The 17,351-nt window shown below is 73.4% G+C and carries 19 protein-coding genes; 11 read left to right on the top strand and 8 right to left on the bottom strand.

Going from position 1 to position 17,351, the window contains the following annotated elements; all coding sequences use genetic code 11:
- Window positions 1-15: 15 nt before the first annotated feature.
- Window positions 16-450, bottom strand: coding sequence for an SRPBCC family protein (locus L1857_RS30930; protein ID WP_094006117.1), 435 nt, complete (start codon window positions 448-450; stop codon window positions 16-18).
- Window positions 451-506: 56 nt separating this feature from the next.
- Entirely contained in the window at window positions 507-872 is a 366-nt protein-coding gene (locus L1857_RS30925; protein WP_094006118.1) for an STAS domain-containing protein, read from the bottom strand.
- Window positions 873-1,107: 235 nt separating this feature from the next.
- Here L1857_RS30925 and L1857_RS30920 point away from each other — a divergent pair, with 235 nt between their 5' ends.
- Entirely contained in the window at window positions 1,108-1,539 is a 432-nt protein-coding gene (locus tag L1857_RS30920; RefSeq protein ID WP_094006119.1) for an ATP-binding protein, read from the top strand.
- Window positions 1,540-1,543: 4 nt separating this feature from the next.
- On the opposite strand, the gene L1857_RS30915 is transcribed toward L1857_RS30920, so the two are convergent.
- From L1857_RS30915 to L1857_RS30895, 5 genes are read right to left on the bottom strand one after another with little or no spacing between them, the layout of a single operon-like run.
- Window positions 1,544-2,839: a PP2C family protein-serine/threonine phosphatase gene (locus L1857_RS30915; RefSeq protein WP_094006120.1), complete on the bottom strand. Its 1,296-nt coding sequence runs from the start codon at window positions 2,837-2,839 to the stop codon at window positions 1,544-1,546.
- A complete protein-coding gene (locus L1857_RS30910) occupies window positions 2,836-3,834 on the bottom strand; it encodes a SpoIIE family protein phosphatase (protein ID WP_116114965.1) in 999 nt (332 codons plus the stop codon). The genes L1857_RS30915 and L1857_RS30910 overlap by 4 nt, the downstream gene beginning before the upstream one ends.
- Window positions 3,831-4,256 (bottom strand): anti-sigma regulatory factor, encoded by a 426-nt coding sequence (locus tag L1857_RS30905; RefSeq protein ID WP_094006122.1) that lies wholly within the window; start codon window positions 4,254-4,256, stop codon window positions 3,831-3,833. Before L1857_RS30905 ends, L1857_RS30910 begins: the two co-directional genes overlap by 4 nt.
- The gene (locus L1857_RS30900; protein ID WP_094006123.1) at window positions 4,253-4,630 is read right to left on the bottom strand and encodes an STAS domain-containing protein; all 378 of its coding nucleotides are present in this window, start codon (window positions 4,628-4,630) and stop codon (window positions 4,253-4,255) included. Before L1857_RS30900 ends, L1857_RS30905 begins: the two co-directional genes overlap by 4 nt.
- Window positions 4,630-5,499, bottom strand: coding sequence for an STAS domain-containing protein (locus tag L1857_RS30895; protein WP_116114964.1), 870 nt, complete (start codon window positions 5,497-5,499; stop codon window positions 4,630-4,632). The genes L1857_RS30900 and L1857_RS30895 overlap by 1 nt, the downstream gene beginning before the upstream one ends.
- A gap of 148 nt (window positions 5,500-5,647) precedes the next feature.
- Between L1857_RS30895 and L1857_RS30890 the strand changes: the two genes are divergently transcribed.
- The 8 genes from L1857_RS30890 (at window position 5,648) to L1857_RS30855 (ending at window position 14,468) form a co-directional block, all read left to right on the top strand.
- Window positions 5,648-6,016 (top strand): STAS domain-containing protein, encoded by a 369-nt coding sequence (locus L1857_RS30890; RefSeq protein WP_094006125.1) that lies wholly within the window; start codon window positions 5,648-5,650, stop codon window positions 6,014-6,016.
- Window positions 6,017-6,182: 166 nt separating this feature from the next.
- Window positions 6,183-6,596, top strand: coding sequence for a DUF6292 family protein (locus L1857_RS30885; RefSeq protein WP_094006126.1), 414 nt, complete (start codon window positions 6,183-6,185; stop codon window positions 6,594-6,596).
- Between the two features lie 87 nt (window positions 6,597-6,683).
- Window positions 6,684-7,049, top strand: coding sequence for an STAS domain-containing protein (locus L1857_RS30880; RefSeq protein ID WP_249467072.1), 366 nt, complete (start codon window positions 6,684-6,686; stop codon window positions 7,047-7,049).
- A gap of 41 nt (window positions 7,050-7,090) precedes the next feature.
- On the top strand, window positions 7,091-11,089 hold the full coding sequence (locus L1857_RS30875; RefSeq protein ID WP_249467069.1) for a SpoIIE family protein phosphatase: 3,999 nt from the start codon (window positions 7,091-7,093) through the stop codon (window positions 11,087-11,089).
- Window positions 11,090-11,111: 22 nt separating this feature from the next.
- A complete protein-coding gene (locus L1857_RS30870; RefSeq protein WP_094006129.1) occupies window positions 11,112-11,915 on the top strand; it encodes a helix-turn-helix domain-containing protein in 804 nt (267 codons plus the stop codon).
- A 306-nt stretch (window positions 11,916-12,221) separates the two neighbouring features.
- A complete protein-coding gene (locus L1857_RS30865) occupies window positions 12,222-13,121 on the top strand; it encodes a sugar kinase (protein WP_116114959.1) in 900 nt (299 codons plus the stop codon).
- A complete protein-coding gene (locus L1857_RS30860) occupies window positions 13,121-13,876 on the top strand; it encodes an IclR family transcriptional regulator (protein ID WP_116114957.1) in 756 nt (251 codons plus the stop codon). Before L1857_RS30865 ends, L1857_RS30860 begins: the two co-directional genes overlap by 1 nt.
- On the top strand, window positions 13,863-14,468 hold the full coding sequence (locus L1857_RS30855; protein ID WP_249467066.1) for a bifunctional 4-hydroxy-2-oxoglutarate aldolase/2-dehydro-3-deoxy-phosphogluconate aldolase: 606 nt from the start codon (window positions 13,863-13,865) through the stop codon (window positions 14,466-14,468). The genes L1857_RS30860 and L1857_RS30855 overlap by 14 nt, the downstream gene beginning before the upstream one ends.
- Here L1857_RS30855 and L1857_RS30850 read toward each other — a convergent pair.
- Window positions 14,455-15,531, bottom strand: a complete 1,077-nt coding sequence (locus L1857_RS30850; RefSeq protein ID WP_116114953.1) for a carboxylate-amine ligase — start codon at window positions 15,529-15,531, stop codon at window positions 14,455-14,457. The genes L1857_RS30855 and L1857_RS30850 overlap by 14 nt on opposite strands.
- A 128-nt stretch (window positions 15,532-15,659) precedes the next feature.
- Here L1857_RS30850 and L1857_RS30845 point away from each other — a divergent pair, with 128 nt between their 5' ends.
- Both L1857_RS30845 and L1857_RS30840 read left to right on the top strand, forming a co-directional pair.
- Window positions 15,660-16,676, top strand: a complete 1,017-nt coding sequence (locus L1857_RS30845; RefSeq protein WP_116114951.1) for an NAD(P)/FAD-dependent oxidoreductase — start codon at window positions 15,660-15,662, stop codon at window positions 16,674-16,676.
- A complete protein-coding gene (locus L1857_RS30840; RefSeq protein ID WP_094006135.1) occupies window positions 16,663-17,283 on the top strand; it encodes an SAM-dependent methyltransferase in 621 nt (206 codons plus the stop codon). Before L1857_RS30845 ends, L1857_RS30840 begins: the two co-directional genes overlap by 14 nt.
- Window positions 17,284-17,351: the final 68 nt, after the last annotated feature.

The following is a 17,351-nucleotide window of genomic DNA, read 5'->3' as shown; positions in this document are numbered from 1 at the left end:
GCGACGAGCGCGCCGTCAGCGGTTCGTGGCGATGTCGGCCAGGCGGTTGAGGCTTTCGGTGTTCCGCGGCGCCAGCAGCCCGGCCTGGACCGGCTCCGGGAACACGCTCAGCGGGCCCCGCACCAGCTTCTCCGCCATCTGGACCTCGGTGCCGCCCTCGGTGTCCGGGGTCAGGGTCAGCGTGATCTTCGCGGCGCCCATCGGCCACATGCGGGCCTCCAGTTCGAGGAGCTCGTTCTCCTCGACCGCGAGCACACAACTCACGTCCTGCACGCTCACCGGCCACGGCCCGACACTGTGGTGAATCCGGGAACCCACCTGCGGCCAGTGGCCGTCCACCTGCCGGATGTGGGCGGCGCCGACCACCCAGCCCGCGTAGGTCCAGCCGTCGGCGAGGACGGCGAACACCTTTTCGGGCGGGACGGGAATCCGCTTGCTCACCACGATCATGTCTCGCTCCCCGGCTCGGTCCACCGGCAGCGAGTACCCCGCGCGAGCCGGGGCAATCAGCTCGCTTCGGTCGCGGGCGGCGCCACGGCCTCGTCCACCGACGACGTGATCCGCAGCTGCTCGTCGAGCCGGGTGACCTGCAGCGGCCGCAGCACGGCCCGGCTGGTGGCCACCACCCGCAGCTCCACCGAGTTCTCCTCGCACTTCTGCTGCGCGTTGACCAGCAAGCTCAGCCCGATCGACCCCAGGAAGGTCACCTCGGACAGGTCGACCACCACCGGCCCCGGCGGCTGGGTGTCGGCGCAGGCGGACTGCACCGCGCTGTCCAGGTCCGGCGCGCTGGTCAGATCCACGTCGCCCGCGGCGGACACCACGATGGCACCGTCGACGAGGCGACGCGTGACACGCAACTCGGTGGTCACCCGAGATACCTCCTACTGTCGTCGTTCACCGCGTCCTGCCGTCGGCGGACCACAAGGAAGCTGCACCGGTACCGGGATAGCCGCCACGGCAACAGGCTGGCGGCTCAACCGTCCGCCGATCCTAACCGGGATGCACGGCGGGTGAGGATCGGGGCGGAAAGTGGTTAACCGGCCACCTCCGGGGAACCTCCGACACAGCCGATACGCGAGCAAGGACCGCTGGCGGGAGGACACTGTGAGGACCGACGGCGCGCGCCGACCGACGCAGCACCGCAGCAGGCCGTCCGAGTGGCGGCGGGCCGTGACGCGGTTGCCGGAGGAGGCACCGGCGGCTGGTCGGGCCAGGGACTTCGCCACCTCGGCGCTGCGGGCGTGGGAGGTGCCGCCGGACACCCGGGAGGACATCGTGCTCGCCACGTCCGAACTGGTCACCAACGCCGTCGAGCACGGGCGCGGCGAGGTCACCGTGGTGCTGCGGCAGAACGACGACCGGGTGGTGCTGCGCGTGTGGGACGAGGACACGCACGTCCCGGTGCCGCGACCGGTCGGCCAGGACTCGGTGCGCGGCAACGGCCTGGTGATCGTCGACGCGCTCAGCGAGTCCTGGGGCTACGAGACCGGCGCGGAGGGCAAGTGGGTGTGGGCCGAGTTCGCCCTCCCGCGGTGACCGCTCAGCGGTGCGCGGGCAGGTGCCGCGCGCCGCGCGGGGACCGTCCCTCCGGCTGCGCCGACCAGCGGCACAGCAGCAGGCACACGTCGTCGTCGTGCTCGTCCTCGCCCAGCATCTCGGACAGGATCCGGTCGCCCGCCTCGTCCGTGGGCAGCGCGGCGACGCCGGCGAACGCGCCGGTCAGCCGGTCCAGTCCGTCGTCGAGGACCTCGGCCCGCCGCTCCACCAGACCGTCGGTGTAGAGCAGCAGGTCACTGCCCGGGGCGATGGTCTCCTCGTACTCGGCGATGTCGAACGCGAACGGCACACCCAGCATCGGCGCGTTCGGCCGCTCCAGGTACCGGACCCCGTCCGCGCCGCAGGTCAGCATCGGCAGGTGCCCGGCGCTGGCCCAGCGCATCCGGCCCGTGTCCAGTTCCAGGTCGGCGACCACGGCGGTGGCGAACAGCGTGCTGTCCAGGCCGCGCAGCAGGTGGTGGGCCAGCCGCAGCGCCTCCGCCGGGCCGTGCCCCTCGGCGGTGTAGGCGCGCAGCGCGTTCTGCAGCTTCCCCATCACCACGGCGGCGTCGAGACCGTGCCCGGTGACGTCCCCCACGGTGAGCACCATCGTGCCGTCGGCCCGGGTGAACGCGTCGAACCAGTCGCCGCCGATGTTCACCCCGGTCGCGGCCGGCCGGTACCGCGCGCACAGCTCCAGGTCGTCCGGGGCGCTCAGGGTGGGCAGCATCGCGTGCTGCAGCCGCTCGGCCAGCTCGCGCTCCCGCTCGTACTCGCCGGCGTTGCGCAGGCCGACCGCGGACCGCGCGGCGACCGCGGTGAGGAAGGACACCTCGTCGCCGGTGAACTCGCTGTCCCGGTGCAGCTCGAGCACGCCGAGCAGGTGCGGGCCGACCGTCAGGGGCAGCAGCAGCCGCTTCGGCTCGATGTGCGGCTGGTGCCCGGTGGCGACCCGCTTCACGTCCGCGTCCGGCGCGCTCTCCGGCCGGGGCAGCCGCCTGAGGGCGCGGTTCTCGCTGGTCACCAGCCACACGCCGGCGCAGTCGGCCAGGTTCTCCCGCTCGATGAGCCCGACCAGGGCCTCCACGACCTCCCGGCCGCGCAGCGAGGCGGACACGCTGCGGCTGACCTCGTCCAGGAACGCCGAGCGCTGGCGCTGCAGCTCCACCTCGGCGTGCAGGGCCAGCAGGCCCGCGTTGGTCTGTTCCAGCTCCGACTGGTGCAGCCGCAGCTCCCGTTCCTGCCGGGCGATGGTCTCGCGCAGCTCGCGCAGCAGATCCTCGGTGGTGGCCTCCGTCACCGTGCGCCACCTCCCGCGACGACCACCACGCACGCGTCGTCCCGCCCGCGGCCGCGCTGGCCCAGGATCCAGCCGGCGACGGTGGCCGGGTCGTGGTTGAACAGCCCGGGCCAGTCGCTGCTGCTCCACTTGTCCGAGATGCCGTCGGTGTGCAGGACCAGCCAGCTGCGGGGCGACCACGGGTACACCGAATCGGAGGGCCGCGGCCGGGCGGCGACGCCGACGATGCCGTGGCGGGACACGATGCGCTGCACGGACGTGTCCTGGTCCGGGTAGAACCGGGTGGACACGTTGCCCACCCCGCAGAACCGCATGCGCCCCTCCGCCGGTGTCAGCTGCGCGACGGCCACGGTCGCGCCGCGGGTGGAAGCGAGGGACGGCTGCATCAGCTCCAGGATACGAGCCGGCCGCAGCTCGGTGTGTGCCGCGACGGTGGAGATCGCCGCGTCACTGGCCCTGGCCGCTAACTGGCCGTGGCCCAAGCCGTCACTCAGCGCGATGGTCACGCTATCGTCCGCGGTCAGCGCCGTCCAGCGGTCGCCGCATTCCGATTCGCCCGGAGCGGTGAGGATCGCGCTGCCGATCCGCAGCCCGCCGGGCACCGGCGACGGCTCCCCGTGCCACCGCGCGAGCACCGAGGTGCCCTGGCCACGGCGGCTGTAGACGTCGAACACGTCCGCCGCGCGGCGCACCGCGCCGAGGCCGCCGCCGAGGGTGCCGGTGGTCGAGTAGCCGTCGCGCATGCTGTCCTCGATCCGGCCGATTCCCGGTCCGCAGTCGACCGCGAGCACGTCCAGCCTGCCCAGCGCGGGCACCACGCTGAACACCCCGCGCCCGGCGTGTTTGAGCAGGTTGGAGGCCAGCTCGGTGGCGGCCAGCGACACCCGGTGCACCCGGTCCAGGGGCAGCCCGGCGCGGGCGGCGGCCGACGCGGCGATCACCCGGGCGCGGCCGACGTGGCTCGGTTCGGTCACGACCAGGTCGTCGCGGGTCACGGGCCGGTGTTCCGGCGGACGGACATGCTGATCTCCACCCTGGTCCCGCGGCCGGGCACGGACTCGATCCGGAACTGGTCGGCCAGCCGCTTGGCGCCGCCCAGGCCCAGGCCGAGGCCGGAACCGGTGGTGAACCCGTCCGCCATGGCCGCCTCCACGTCCGGGATGCCCGGACCCTTGTCCGTGAAGGTCATCCGCACGGTCGGGTTGCCGCCGAGGTCCTCGACGGCGACTTCCGCCTGCCCGCCGCCCCCGTAGACCAGGGCGTTGCGGGCCAGTTCACTGGCGGCGGTGACCAGCTTGGTCTGCTGCACGAGGCTGAACCCCGCGGTGGACGCCGCCTCCCGGGCGGCGTGCCGCACATGCACGATGTCGTACTCGTCGTGGATGGCGACCGTGCTCGTCGAAGGCGCGCGTGTCACCGCAGCGCCGTCCGCACGGGCCCCGCCGGCGGGGCGAGAAGCGAGAGACCCTCCTCGACGGAGAGCGCGGTGAGCAGGCCGGGCAGGGTCAGGCCGAGTTCGACCAGGGTGATCGCCACGGCCGGCCGCATGCCGACCACGACGGTGCGCGCCGCCATCAGCGACGTGATGGCGGCGATGTCGTGCAGGGTGCGGGCGAGGAACGAGTCGATGATGTCCAGCACGGACACGTCGATGAGCACGCCCCGGGCGCGGGTCTCCACGACCTTCTCGGTGAGTTCGGCCTCGAACTCGGCCACCGACTGGTCGAGGAGCTCCTCCTGAATGGTGACCAGCAGCACACCGCTCAGGTTGACGATGGGGACGCCCGCCATCAGACCACGCCCGGTCCCGCGGACGACCCGACCTCCAGGCCCAGCCGCCTCAGGGCGTAGGCCAGCGCGTCGGCCAGCCGCGCCCGGGTGGCGACCTCGCCGAGGTCGATGCCCAGCTGCACCATCGTGTTCGCGATCTGCGGGCGGATGCCGCTGATCACGCACTCGGCACCCATCAGCCGGGCCGCCATCGCGGTCTTGAGCAGGTGCTGGGCCACCATCGTGTCCACCGTCGGCACGCCGGTGATGTCCAGGATCGCGACCTTGGCCTGCTGGGTCATGATCGCCTGCAGCAGGCTCTCGGTGGCGACCTGGCTGCGCATGCTGTCCAGGGTGCCGATCAGCGGGATGGCCAGCACGCCGTCCCACAGCTTGATGACCGGGGTGGACAGCTCGGTCAGCTGGTCGCGCTGGATGGCCAGGGTCTCCTTGGCCGCGGCCAGCGCGGACTCGACGAGCACGATCCGCAGGGTGTCCACAGCGCTGGAGAGCAGCAAGGCGCCCGCGGTGAGCAGGTCCGCATCGGCCTCCTGCTGCCACAGGCGCAGCAGCGGCTTCTTGAGGTCGCTCACCTCGACGGCGGTGCGCGCGCTCACGCCCTCGTTGCCGTCCAGCTGCGAGGCGAGCGCGGTGAGCAGCGAACGCAGGTCGTTGAAGCCCTCGGCGGCCGGGCTGTCCGCGTCACCGGCCGCGATGGCCCGGCGCACCCCGCGCAGGACCTCGGCGCTGTCGCCGGCGGCCTGGTCGGAATCCTGCGCCACGGAGCGGAAGAACGGTGAGGCAGCCCACTGCGCGACGATCGTTTCCTTTTGGGCGTCAAGGAAATCGCTGACCACGGCGGTGATCTGGCGGTCGGAGGTTGTCGTCATCGCTCCCAGGCTCCAGCATGGTGGACGGTCGCGGGCACGCGAGCACAATCCACGAAGTTCGTTGCTTTGCGGCAAACTTATTGCACACGGGCGCCGGGCGACAACCGGGGCCGAAGCCGACGCCACGATTTTGGAGAGAGTTCGAACCATGACGACGGACGAAGGCGCGACCAGGTCCGCCACGGCTTCCGTGGTGCGCACGGAGGCCAGCGGGGACAGCGGACGTGTGCTGCTGCTCGGCGAGATCGACCACGGCGCGGTGGACCAGCTGGACCAGGCCGTGGAGAAGCTGCTCGGATCCGGGGTGGTCCACCTGGTGCTCGACTTCGCGGGCCTCAACTTCTTCGACTCGGCCTGCATCAGCGCTCTGATCAGGGCGAAGACCAGCGCGGAGGAGCGGGGCGGCACGGTGAAGCTGGCGAACGTGGACCGCTACGCGCGGCGGATCCTGGACATCACCGGGCTGCTGGGGTCGTTCACCATCGAGGGTGAGGAGTCACCCACCGCCCGGGCGTGACCAAGCCCTCACGCCCACCCACGGTGAATGGCAGGTTTGGGATTCGCCAGCCGGGGGTAGCCCGGCTGGGCCATGAGCGGTTTCAAACCCGTCAGGGGCCGGTTTCCGGCGCGGTGTCGAGCAGTGGCGCCCCGCCGGCTTTCCGGTGGGCGAAGTGCGAGGGCAGATGTACCTGGAATACGAGGACGCGCAGGCGCGGGGACTGCGGCGGTACGTGCGACTGGTGACCGAGGCTCTGGGATTGGGCGGCAACGCCTACTTCGTGCAGATCGATCCACCACCGGCCAACGCGTACCTGGCGCTGGAACGGCGCCTTCCGGAGTTCCCGGACCGCGACGCGGCCCTCATCTGGAGCGAGGACACCGGCTGGTCGCTGGTCGTCGAATCGCACTGCGGTGAGGACCTGATCGTCCTGGCCTACCTCGGCACCGACGTGCTGCCCGCGCCGCGGGTGGTGGCGCGGTTCGCCGAGGACCTGTGCGACGGCGTCGCGACCGGTGTCCTCCAGCCGCCGGCGTGGGATCCGGCGGACGTCGGGGAACGGCTGGCCGCCTACGCCGCACCCGCGCTGGCCGGCTGACGCCGCAAGCAGATCGTGCCGACTTCCCGGACCCGCACTAGGCTGAACGCACCCGCAGGTGCCCCTACGCGTGTCCGGGAGGTTTCGGTGACCGAAGAAGCGTTCTCGGTGCGGCACCGGGTGACCGGGGACGCCGTCGTGGTGACCGTGTCCGGCGGGGTGGACCTGTGTTCCGCGCCCGCGATGATCAGCGAGATGGACCAGGCCCGCCGCGCGGCCACGCCGCCGCAGCCGGTGATCGTCGATCTGTCCCGCGTGGACTTCCTCGGCTCCGCCGGGTTGTCCCTGCTGGTCGAGGCCGAGCAGCGGTGCGCCGAAGCGGGCACTCCGCTGCGCCTGGTCGCGTCGAGCCGCGTCGTGTTGCGCGCGCTGGAGGCGGCCGATCTGCGGCAGGTGTTCACGGTGTCCGAGACGGTCGAGTGCGCACTGGGTGAGGGCTGGCCCGGTCGATGACGCGTCCCGCTGATACGTCTTATTTGGACACACTGGGCGAAATGGGGGCGATGGTCGCCGGCCGCGACTGGTCGGCGAGCGCGCTCGGCCCCGTCGAGGACTGGCCCGCGGAGCTGCACGCCGCGCTGCGCCTGGTGCTTTCGTCGCGGTTTCCCATGCTGGTGTGGTGGGGGCCGGAGCTGACGGTCTTCTACAACGACGCCTACCGCCCGGCGATGGGGGAGAAGCACCCGCGCTACCTCGGTCGCCCGGCGTCGGAGTGCTGGGCCGAGGCGTGGGCCGAGCTGGGCCCGCTGACGCGGCACGTGATGACCGGCCGGGGCGCCACGTATTCGGAGAACCAGCTGCTGTTCCTGGACCGGCACAACTACCTGGAGGAGACGTACTGGACGTTCTCCTACAGCCCGATCTCCGACGACCGCGGCGCGGTGCTCGGCATCCTGGTCGCGGTGCAGGACACCACGGTGCAGGTGATCCGGCAGCGCCGGCTGGCGGTGCTCAACGACCTCGGCGAGGTGTCCGCCGCCGGGTCGGTGACGCAGACCGCGCGCTCGGCGGTCACCGCGCTGAGCCGGCACGGCGCGGACCTGCCGTTCGCGCTGGCCTACCTGTTCGACGACGGGCGGGCGACGCTGGCCGCGGCCTACGGGGTGGGGCCGGGGGAACGGGCCGCGCCCGCGGTGCTGGATCGCGGCGGGGCCGCCGTGTGGCCGTTGTGGGACGGCGAAACCCGGGTGTGCGACGGGCTGCGGCACCGGTTCGGGCCGGAGTTCGTGCAGCCGGTGGTGGTCGGCACGGCCGCGCCGGACCAGGCGGTGGTGCTGCCCCTGGTCGCCGCCGGGCGGGCCGAGCCGGTGGGCGCGCTCGTGCTCGGGGTGTCGGCCTACCAGGCGCTGGACGCGGACTACCGCGCGTTCCTCGAACTGCTCGGTGGACAGGTGTCGAGCCTGATCACCGACGCGCTCGCCTACGAGAGCGAGCGGCGGCGCTCGGAGGCGCTGGCCGAACTGGACCGCGCGAAGAGCGAGTTCTTCGCCAACGTCAGCCACGAGTTCCGCACCCCGCTGACCCTCATCGCCGGCCCGGCCGAGGACGCGCTCGCCGACACCGACGAGCCGTTGCCGCCCGGTCAGCGCGAACGGCTGGAGCTGGTGCACCGCAACGCCGGACGGTTGCGGCGGCTGGTCAACGACCTGCTCGACTTCGCCAAGATCGAGGCGGGACGCCTGCAGCCGGCCGCCGCGCCGCACGACCTGGCCGCGCTGACCACCGAGATCGCGGAGAGCTTCGCCCCGGCCGTGCGGCGCGCCGGGCTGCGGTTCGAGATCGACTGCCCGCCGTTGTCGCGCGCGGTGGAGGTCGATCCGGACATGTGGGAGAAGGTCGTCCTCAACCTGCTGTCCAACGGGCTGAAGTACACCCGGGAGGGCGGGGTCGCGGTCCGGCTGCGCGAGTCGGACGGGCACGCCGAGCTGACCGTCGCCGACACCGGGGTCGGGATCCCGGCCGACGAGCTGCCCCGGCTGTTCCAGCGGTTCCACCGGGCCCGCGGGCGCGAGGGCAGGTCCCACGAGGGCGCCGGGATCGGGCTGGCGCTGGTGCGGGAACTGGTGCGCTTGCACGACGGCACGGTGTCGGCGGATTCGGTGGAGGGGACCGGAAGCACGTTTTCGGTCCGGTTGCCGCTCGCGGCGGTCGCGCCACCGCCCACCGACCGCGCGCTGACGGTCGCGCCCGCCTACCGCGACGAAGCGTTGCAGTGGCGGGCCGACAGCGAGCCGGAGCCGGCGACCGGGGACGGGTCCGGGCCGACGTTGCTGGTGGTCGAGGACAACACGGATCTGAGCCGGTTCATCGCGCGGATGCTGCGCCCGGTGGGTCGCGTCCTGCTGGCGCGGGACGGCGTCGAGGGGCTGGAGCTGGCGCGGCGGCACCGGCCGGACCTCGTGCTGTCCGACGTGATGATGCCGCGGCTGGACGGGTTCGGGCTGATCCGGGCGCTGCGCGCGGAACCGGCCACGAAGTCGGTGCCGGTGCTGTTCCTGTCCGCGCGGGCCGGGGTCGAGGCGGCGGTGTCGGGTCTGGACGCCGGCGCCGACGACTACCTGCCGAAACCGTTCTCCGGCGCGGAACTGCTCGCGCGGGTGCGGGCGAACCTGGTGCTGTCCGGTCTGCGCCGGCGCGAGTCGGAGTTCCGGCGCGCGTTGTTCGAGTCGTTGCGGGAAGGAGTGTTCGTCGCCGACAGCGGCGGTGGCGTGGTCGAGGTCAACGCCGCGTTCACCGCGATCACCGGGTACGGCGCGGACAGCCTGCCGATGGCGTGGCCGTACCCGTGGCTGGGCGAGGACGCGGCCCGCGTGCCGGCCGGGGACCTGGTGCGCCACCTCGGCGACGGCCGTGAGGTGTCGGTCGTGGTCCGGCGTCCGGACGGCGGTGAGGCGTGGGCCGCGCTGACCCTCACGCGCGTCGCCGAGGGTGACGGGCGCGCTTGGCTGGTCGGGACGCTGCGGGACGTCACGGTCGAGAAGAAGGCGGCGGACCGGGAGGCGGTGCTGGCCGCGTTCGCCGCGGACCTGGCGGCCGCGACCGACGTGTCCGAGGTGCTGCACGCCGGGGTGTCCGCGCTGCGGGTGATCCTCGGCGCGACGCGCGTGGTGGCGGCGGTGTGGCCGACGGTGGAGAGCGGCGGTCTGGTCGCCGGTGATCCGGAGGCCGGCTCGTTCGACGAGCTGGAGCCGGAGCTGTACGAGCGGCTGGACCGGGCGCGCCGCCAGCCGCCCGGGCAGATCTGGCCGCCCGAGGCGGGCCGCGAACTCGGCGCGGCGCTGGGCAGCGGCGATTCGGTGGTGTGGGCCGAGCGGGCGGACCAGGTGCTCGGTGCGGAGGAGCGGGCGCTGTTCGGGATGCTCGTGGCCCAGCTCGCGCAGGCGCTCGGCCGGGCCCGCAGCTACGACGAGGCGCGGGCGGTCGCGTTGACGTTGCAGCACGCCATCCTGGGCCCCACGGACTTGCCGGGCGGGTTCGCGGTGCGGTACGAGCCGGCGGTGCGGCCGCTGGAGGTCGGCGGCGACTGGTACGACGTGGCGCGGTTGCCGGACGGCCGGATCGCGGTGGTCGTCGGGGACTGTGTGGGGCGCGGGCTGGCGGCGGCGTCGGTGATGGGGCAGCTGCGCAGCGCGTGCAGCGCGTTGTTGCTCAGCTACGGTGATCCGGCGCGGGCGCTGGACCAGCTGGACGGGTTCGCGCGGCAGATCCCGGGTGCCTTGTGCACCACCGTGTTCTGCGCGGTGGTGGATCCGGAGGCCGGGGTAGTGACGTACTCCAGTGCCGGGCACCCGTCGGCGGTGCTGAGCCACGCGGACGGCAGTGATCAGCTGCTGGACCAGGCGTTGTCGGTGCCGCTGGCGGTGCGCCGGTCGGCGGATCGCCCACGCGCGACGGTGCCGCTGCGGCCGGGTTCGGTGCTGCTGCTCTACACCGACGGTCTGGTGGAGCGGCACGGCCAGCCGATCGACGAGGCGATCGAGGGCGCGCGGGTGGCGTTGCGGGAGGTGCCGCGCCGCCAGTCGGCCGAGATCACCGAGCACCTGCTGGACCGGTTGCTGCCGCCGGCCGGGCACAACGACGACGTGGCGGTGCTGGTGTACGTGCACCCGCCCGGGCCGTTGCGCCTGGACCTGCCCGCGGTGCCGCGGAGCCTGGTCGAGATGCGGCGGGACCTGCGGCAGTGGCTGGCCCAGTCCGACGTCCCGGACGAGGCGGCGCAGGACGTGATCCTCGCCGTGGACGAGGCGTGCACCAACTCGATCGAACACGGGTACTCCGGAAGCGGCGAGGGCACCCTGACGCTGACCGCGGCGGCCGACGAGGGTGGCGTGGAGGTCGTGATCACCGACGACGGCACCTGGCGACCGCCACCCGCCGACCCCGGAATCCGCGGCCGCGGGGTCGGGTTGATGCGCGCGCTGATGACGGAGGTGGACATCACGCCCGGCGAGCAGGGCAGCCGAGTCCGCATGAGGCGCACCTGGAAGGACTGACGGCGCGACTACCCTCGCAGGCGTGGTCGAGCCGGTCGAGCGGGACAGCCGCGGCATCCTGCACCCGAGGGCGGGGCTGCGGCGCTTCGAGCTGACCCGGTTCCCGCCCTCGCCCGGGGTGGACCGGTTCGTCGACCGCTACTGGTTCGTCTCGTGGGACCTGCCCGAGGTGTACGAGCAGGACGTCCTCGTGCACCCGGTGGTCAACGTCGTGTTCGCCGACGACGGCGGCACGGTCACCGGCGTGCGGACCGAGCGCCTCACCCGGCGGCTGTCCGGGCGGGGCCGGGCGCTGGGGGTGATGTTCCGGCCCGGCGGGTTCCGGCCGTTCCTGGGCCGGCCGCTGGCCACGATCACCGACACGGTCCGCCCGCTCGCCGACGGGTTCCCGGCGCTGCACCCGGCCGAACCCGCGGTGATGGCGGCGCTCGCGGACGGCACCGACGGCGCCGAGATCGCGAAGCTGGTCGACGCGGCCCTCGCCCCGCTGGTGCCGGACGAGCGTCAGCCATCGGAGGACACGACCGCCCTCGCCGAACTCGCGGCCCGCGACCGTGACCTGCGGCGGGTCGAGGACCTGGCCGCCCGGGGCGGGTTGAGCGTGCGGCAGCTGCAGCGCGCGTTCGCCGACCACGTCGGCGTGAGCCCGAAGTGGGTGCTGCGGCGGTACCGGATCTACGACGCGGCCGAGCGCGCGGCGCGGGCGGAGACGGTGGACTGGGCGGCGCTCGCGGCGGACCTCGGATACGCCGACCAGGCCCACCTGACGCGCGAATTCACCGCCGTGGTGGGAGAGCCCCCCGGACGTTACGCACGGCGGTCCTGACCGGGCCCAGCTCGGCGACGGCTGGCTGCCCCGCTCGTGACTACGCCCAGCTTCGCGACGCGAGGCCACCCCCGGGAGGGGGTTGCCGTGGGGGTGGAGTGGGGCGGTGCGCGCGGCGGTCCTGACCAGGCCCAGCTCGGCGACGGCTGGCTGCCCCCGGGATCGCCGCGGTGGTTGGGCGGTGCGCGCGCCGCTTGACACGGCGGGCCCGCGAGGGGTGGCAACGGTCCGCACCACCACACCCCTCCACCTGATATATTGCAAAAAGAACAACCGCATTGCAACATACGCAACGGAGGCCATCCAGTGGACGTGCTGACGGTCGGCGAGACCATGGTCATGGTCACGCCCGAGGCGGGTGGTCGTCTGGTCTCGGGCAGCCGCTTCCTGCTGCGGCCCGGCGGTGCGGAGTCGAACGTCGCGGCGTTGCTGGCCCGCCTCGGGCACCGGGCGGCCTGGGCCAGCGCACTCGGCGCCGATCCCCTCGGCGACCTCGTGCTCGACGACCTCCAGCGCCACGGCGTCGACACCTCCCTGGTCCGCCGCGACGAGCACCGCCCCACCGCGGTCTACTTCAAGGACCCCACCCCGGCCGGCACCCGCGTCTACTACTACCGCGCCGGCTCGGCCGCCTCCGCCATCACCACCGCCGACATCGCGCGCTGGACCGCCCGGCCCGCGCGCCTCGTGCACGTCTCCGGCATCACCGCCGCCCTCTCCGGCCAGGCCCGCGAAGCCACCCGCGCTCTCGTCCGCGGCCCCGGTCTGGTCAGCTTCGACGTCAACCACCGCCCCCAGCTGTGGGACGGGGACGTGCCCGAGGTCCTGCGCGAACTGGCCCAGGACAGCGACATCGTCTTCGTCGGCCGCGACGAAGCGGAGGCCCTGTGGGGCACGACCGACGCGGAGAGCGTGCGCGCCTTCCTCGACCGGCCGCGCTACCTGGTGGTCAAGGACGCGGCGATCGAGGCGGTCAGCTTCACGCCGAGCGGAGTCCACCGCGCACCGTCCACAAAGGTCGACGTGGTGGACGCCGTCGGCGCCGGGGACGCGTTCGCGGCGGGGTGGCTCAGCGGATTCCTCGACGACCGCGACGAGATGACCCGCCTCAGGCTGGGCCACTACGCCGCCGCGCGCGTGCTCGAAGAGCCGTCGGACTTCGCCGAGCTGCCGCCCGCGTCCGAGATCGTCCCGGAACTCGGCTGATGTCCCAGACCGTCGCCCGCGCCATCGGCATCGTCGCGTTCGTCTCCCGCCGCCACCGCACGCTCGGCGAGATCGCCGACCACCTCGGTGTCCACAAGTCGACCGCGCTGCGGATTCTGCAGACCCTGGAGGAGGGCGGCTTCGTCCGCCGCGTTCCGGACCACCGCTACGCCATGGGGTTCCAGCTCATCGCCTACGGCCAGCTCGCCCTGGACCAGGTCGAGGCCCGCGCGCTGGCCCGGCCGATCCTGCAGGAGCTGAGCGAACGCTCCGGGCACACCGTCCACTTCGCGGAACTGGCCGGCGACCGCGTGGTGTACGTGGACAAGATCGACGGCCGGGGCAGCGTGGCGATGGGCTCGCGCATCGGGCTGCCGGCGATCCTGCACACCGCCGGTGTCGCGAAGGCGATCCTCGCCCACCAGCCGGATCGCGCGCGCTGGCTGTCCCTGTGCGACTACCAGCGCTTCACGCCGACCACGGTCGCCGGCCCGGAGGAGCTGTCCGCCGAGCTGGACCGCGTCCGCGAGCGCGGCTGGGCCGAGGACGACGGCGAGCACGAGGACTTCCTGAACTGCGTGGCACTGCCGGTGTACGACGCGCGCGGCCAGGTGACGCACAGCCTGTCCGTCACCGCGCTCAAGGTCGTCGCCCCGCTGGCCGAGCTGCGTGCCCACCTCGACGAGTACCGGACCGCCGCCCACCGGGTCTCCCGGGCACTGGGCTGGGGAGGAGACGACCATGGACGCCGCTGACTTCTTCGCCGCGCACCTCGACCGCAACCCCGTGCTGGGCATCTTCCGCGGCCTCGATCCACAGGCCACTGTGGACATGTGCACGCGTGCCTGGGAATTCGGTGTGGAGCTGGTGGAGATCCCGGTGCAGACGCCGGACGCGATGCCCTCGCTGCGCGCGGCCGTCGAGGCGGCGGCCGAGCGGGGCAGAAGCGTCGGCGCGGGCACGGTGACCACAGTGGACCAGCTGAGCGCGGTGCGGGAGGCCGGCGCCGAGTTCACCGTGGCGCCCGGACTGCACCCGGACGTGGTCGCCGAGTCGCAGCGGCTCGGCCTGCCGCACCTGCCGGGCGTGGCGACGGCGACCGAGATCGCGCACGCGCTGGCCCTGGGCAACACGTGGCTGAAAGCGTTTCCCGCCCGCCAGCTGGGCGCGGACTGGATCACCGCGCAGCTCGCGCCGTTCCCGTCGGTGCGGTTCGTCGCCACCGGCGGGATCGACGCCGGCAACGCCGCCGATTTCCTCGCCGCCGGATGCCGCGCGGTCGCGGTCGGTTCGGCACTGGCGGACCCCGGCGCGCTGGCCGCGCTGAAGCGAGCTATCGCAGGCTGAGCAGGTCCACGACGTCGGTGAGCGACTCGTTGGCGGCGAAGGCACGCCGCTGACGCTGGGCCCCGTTGCCGTGCTCGCGCACCCAGTTCAGCGATTCCACCACGAAGCCGAGGTCGCCGGTTTCGGTGAGGGCGCGGCGAATCCGCTCGACGAGCTGGCCGACCAGCACGGGAGTCGGGGTGAGGCGGCCGGTTTCCGGGTGCAGGGCCGAGCCCTCCAGGCCGTCGCGGGCCGCGCGCCACAGGTTGGCCCGCAGCACCTCGACGGGCAGCGGCGGCGGCGGGTAGTCCAGTTCGGACAGTGCGGTCAGCACGAGACCCCGCACCAGCACCGCCAGCGTCGTCGCCTCGCGCGCGGTCGCCGCGACGTCGCTGATGCGGAACTCCAGCGTCGGACGCTTCTCGGACAGCCGGATGTCCCAGTAGATCATGCCCCGGTCCAGCATCGCGCCGGATTCGAGCATCGCGGCCACGCGGGACTCGTACTCGCCGAGCGAGCCGAACAGCGGTGGCGGGCCCGCCGACGGCCAGCGCGACCACAGCACGTGCCGCCAGCTGCTGTACCGGGTGTCGTGGCCGCTGTCGAACGGCGAATTCGCGGTCAGCGCGAGCAGCACCGGCAACCACGGCCGGACGTGGTTGCTGATCCGCACACCCGTGGCCCGGTCCGGGATCTTGACGTGCACGTGGCAACCGCAGGTGGTGCCGGTGCGCGCGATCAGGCCGAAGTGCTCGCCCATGCGCCGGTACCGCGGGGTGGGCGTGAGCCCCGGCGGGTGCTCCTCGGCGAGCAGCGGCGTCGCGGTCGCGATCAGGCGCAGCTGCCGTTTCGCGGCCTCGCCCGCCAGCCGCGAGCGGAAGTGCGTGAGCTGGTCGAGCAGTTCCTCCGCGCCGTGGCACACCTGCGTCGCCAGCTCGACCTGGCTGCGCGCGAGCTCGCGCTGCACGTCGCCGTCCGGCCGCTCGGCGGCCTCCACCACCTCCGGACCACGGTCCGACAGGTGTCCCTGATCGTCGACGAGCAGGAACTCCTCTTCCACACCGAACGTCGGTATCTGGTCCAAGCCTCGCCCTCTCCACTCGGTGGCCGCTGTTTACCCGCTCCCCGGCTCTTCAAGCCCGGACGGCAGGCTCTTTGCCATCCCGGCAAATTTTCTTGTCACCTCAACCGGGCGCGCGGATAGTCGCCGCCATGGACGAGAAGTACGACGTTGTGGTGGTGGGTGGCGGCGCGGCAGGCCTGGCCGGGGCACTCGCGCTGGCCCGGGCGCGCCGGTCGGTGCTGGTGGTCGACGCGGGCCGGCCGCGCAACGCCCCGGCCGGGCACGTGCACAACTACCTGGGCCGGGAGAGCACCCCGCCGGCCGAGCTGGTCGCCATCGGCCGCGACGAGGTGGCCGGGTACGGCGGCGAGGTCGTGACGGGCACGGTGACCGCGGCTGCCCGGACCGGGGACGGGTTCGAGGTGACCCTGGACGACGGCCGGTCGGTCCACGCGCGCCGCCTGCTCGTGACGACCGGGCTGGTCGACGAGCTGCCGGACATCGACGGGGTCGCCGAGCGGTTCGGGCGCGACGTGCTGCACTGCCCGTACTGCCACGGCTGGGAGGCGCGTGACCAGGCGATCGGCGTGATCGGCAGCAACCCGCTGGTCGTGCACGCGGCACTGCTGTGGCGGCAGCTCAGCGCGGACGTGACGGTGTTCCGGCACCACGCGCCCGAGGCGACCGACGAGCAGCGCGAGGAGCTGGCCGCGCGCGGGATCCGCGTGGTCGAAGGCGAGGTCGCGGCCGTCGAGGTGAGCGAGGACCGGCTGACCGGCGTGCGGATGGCCTCCGGGGAGGTCGTGCCGCGGCAGGTGGTCGTGGTCGCGCCCCGGTTCACCGCGCGCGCCGGGTTGCTCACCGCGCTCGGCCTCGAGGTGACCGAGCAGGTCGTGCAGGGCCACGTGGTCGGCACGTACGTGGCGGCCGACCCGACCGGTGCCACCGCGGTGCCGGGCGTGTGGGTCGCCGGGAACGTCGCGAACGTGACCGCGCAGGTGATCGTGTCGGCGTCCGGCGGGCTGACGGCGGGTGCGGCGATCAACGCCGACCTCGTCGCGGAGGACACCCGGCAGGCGGTCGCCGCGCACCGCGCCGGGGTGTTCGCCCGTGAGGGCGAGGTCGGCGAACTCGTGGGAGGGGTGCGGCGCCATGGGATCCGATGAGTACGGCGAGGAGTTCTGGGAGGAGCGGTACCGCTCGCACACCGCGGTCTGGAGTGGACGGCCGAACCCGCAGCTGGTCGCCGAGGCCGCGGACCTCCCGCCGGGCGCGGCGCTGGACATCGGGGCCGGCGAGGGAGCCGACAGCTGCTGGCTCGCCGGGCGCGGCTGGCGCGTGACGGCGCTGGACCTGTCCGAGACCGCGCTGCGGCGCGGGGCCGAGCACGCCGCGCAGGCCGGAGTCGGGGAGCGGATCGAGTGGGTGCGGGCCGACGTGCGGACCTGGGACCCGGGTGACCGCCGCTTCGACCTGATCTCGGCGCAGTTCCTGCACCTGCGCAACGCGGAGCTGCGTGAGCTGGCCGGGCGGCTCGCCGAGTGGGTCACCCCGGGCGGCACGCTGCTGCTGGTGCACCACGACGCGCGCGACCTGGAGACCACGATGGGGCGGCCGAACGTGCCCGAGCGGTTCAGCAGCGCGGAGGAGGTGGCGAGCTGGTTGCCCGCCGGGTGGACGGTGGAGGTCGCCGAGGCGCGGCCCCGCGCCGCGACCGACCCGGACGGCAACCCGGTGACCATCCACGACGCGGTGGTGCGGGCGCGACGCTAGGGCTTGCCACCACGGAGCCGCGGTCACCGGCTCCGCGGTCACGCCTCGGGCGGGTCGGCCGTGACCCG

This window comes from Amycolatopsis thermalba (assembly GCF_023376025.1).
Classification (GTDB): domain Bacteria; phylum Actinomycetota; class Actinomycetes; order Mycobacteriales; family Pseudonocardiaceae; genus Amycolatopsis_E; species Amycolatopsis_E thermalba.
Note: the sequence above shows the minus strand (reverse complement) of the source record. Positions and strands in the feature narration are given on the sequence as shown.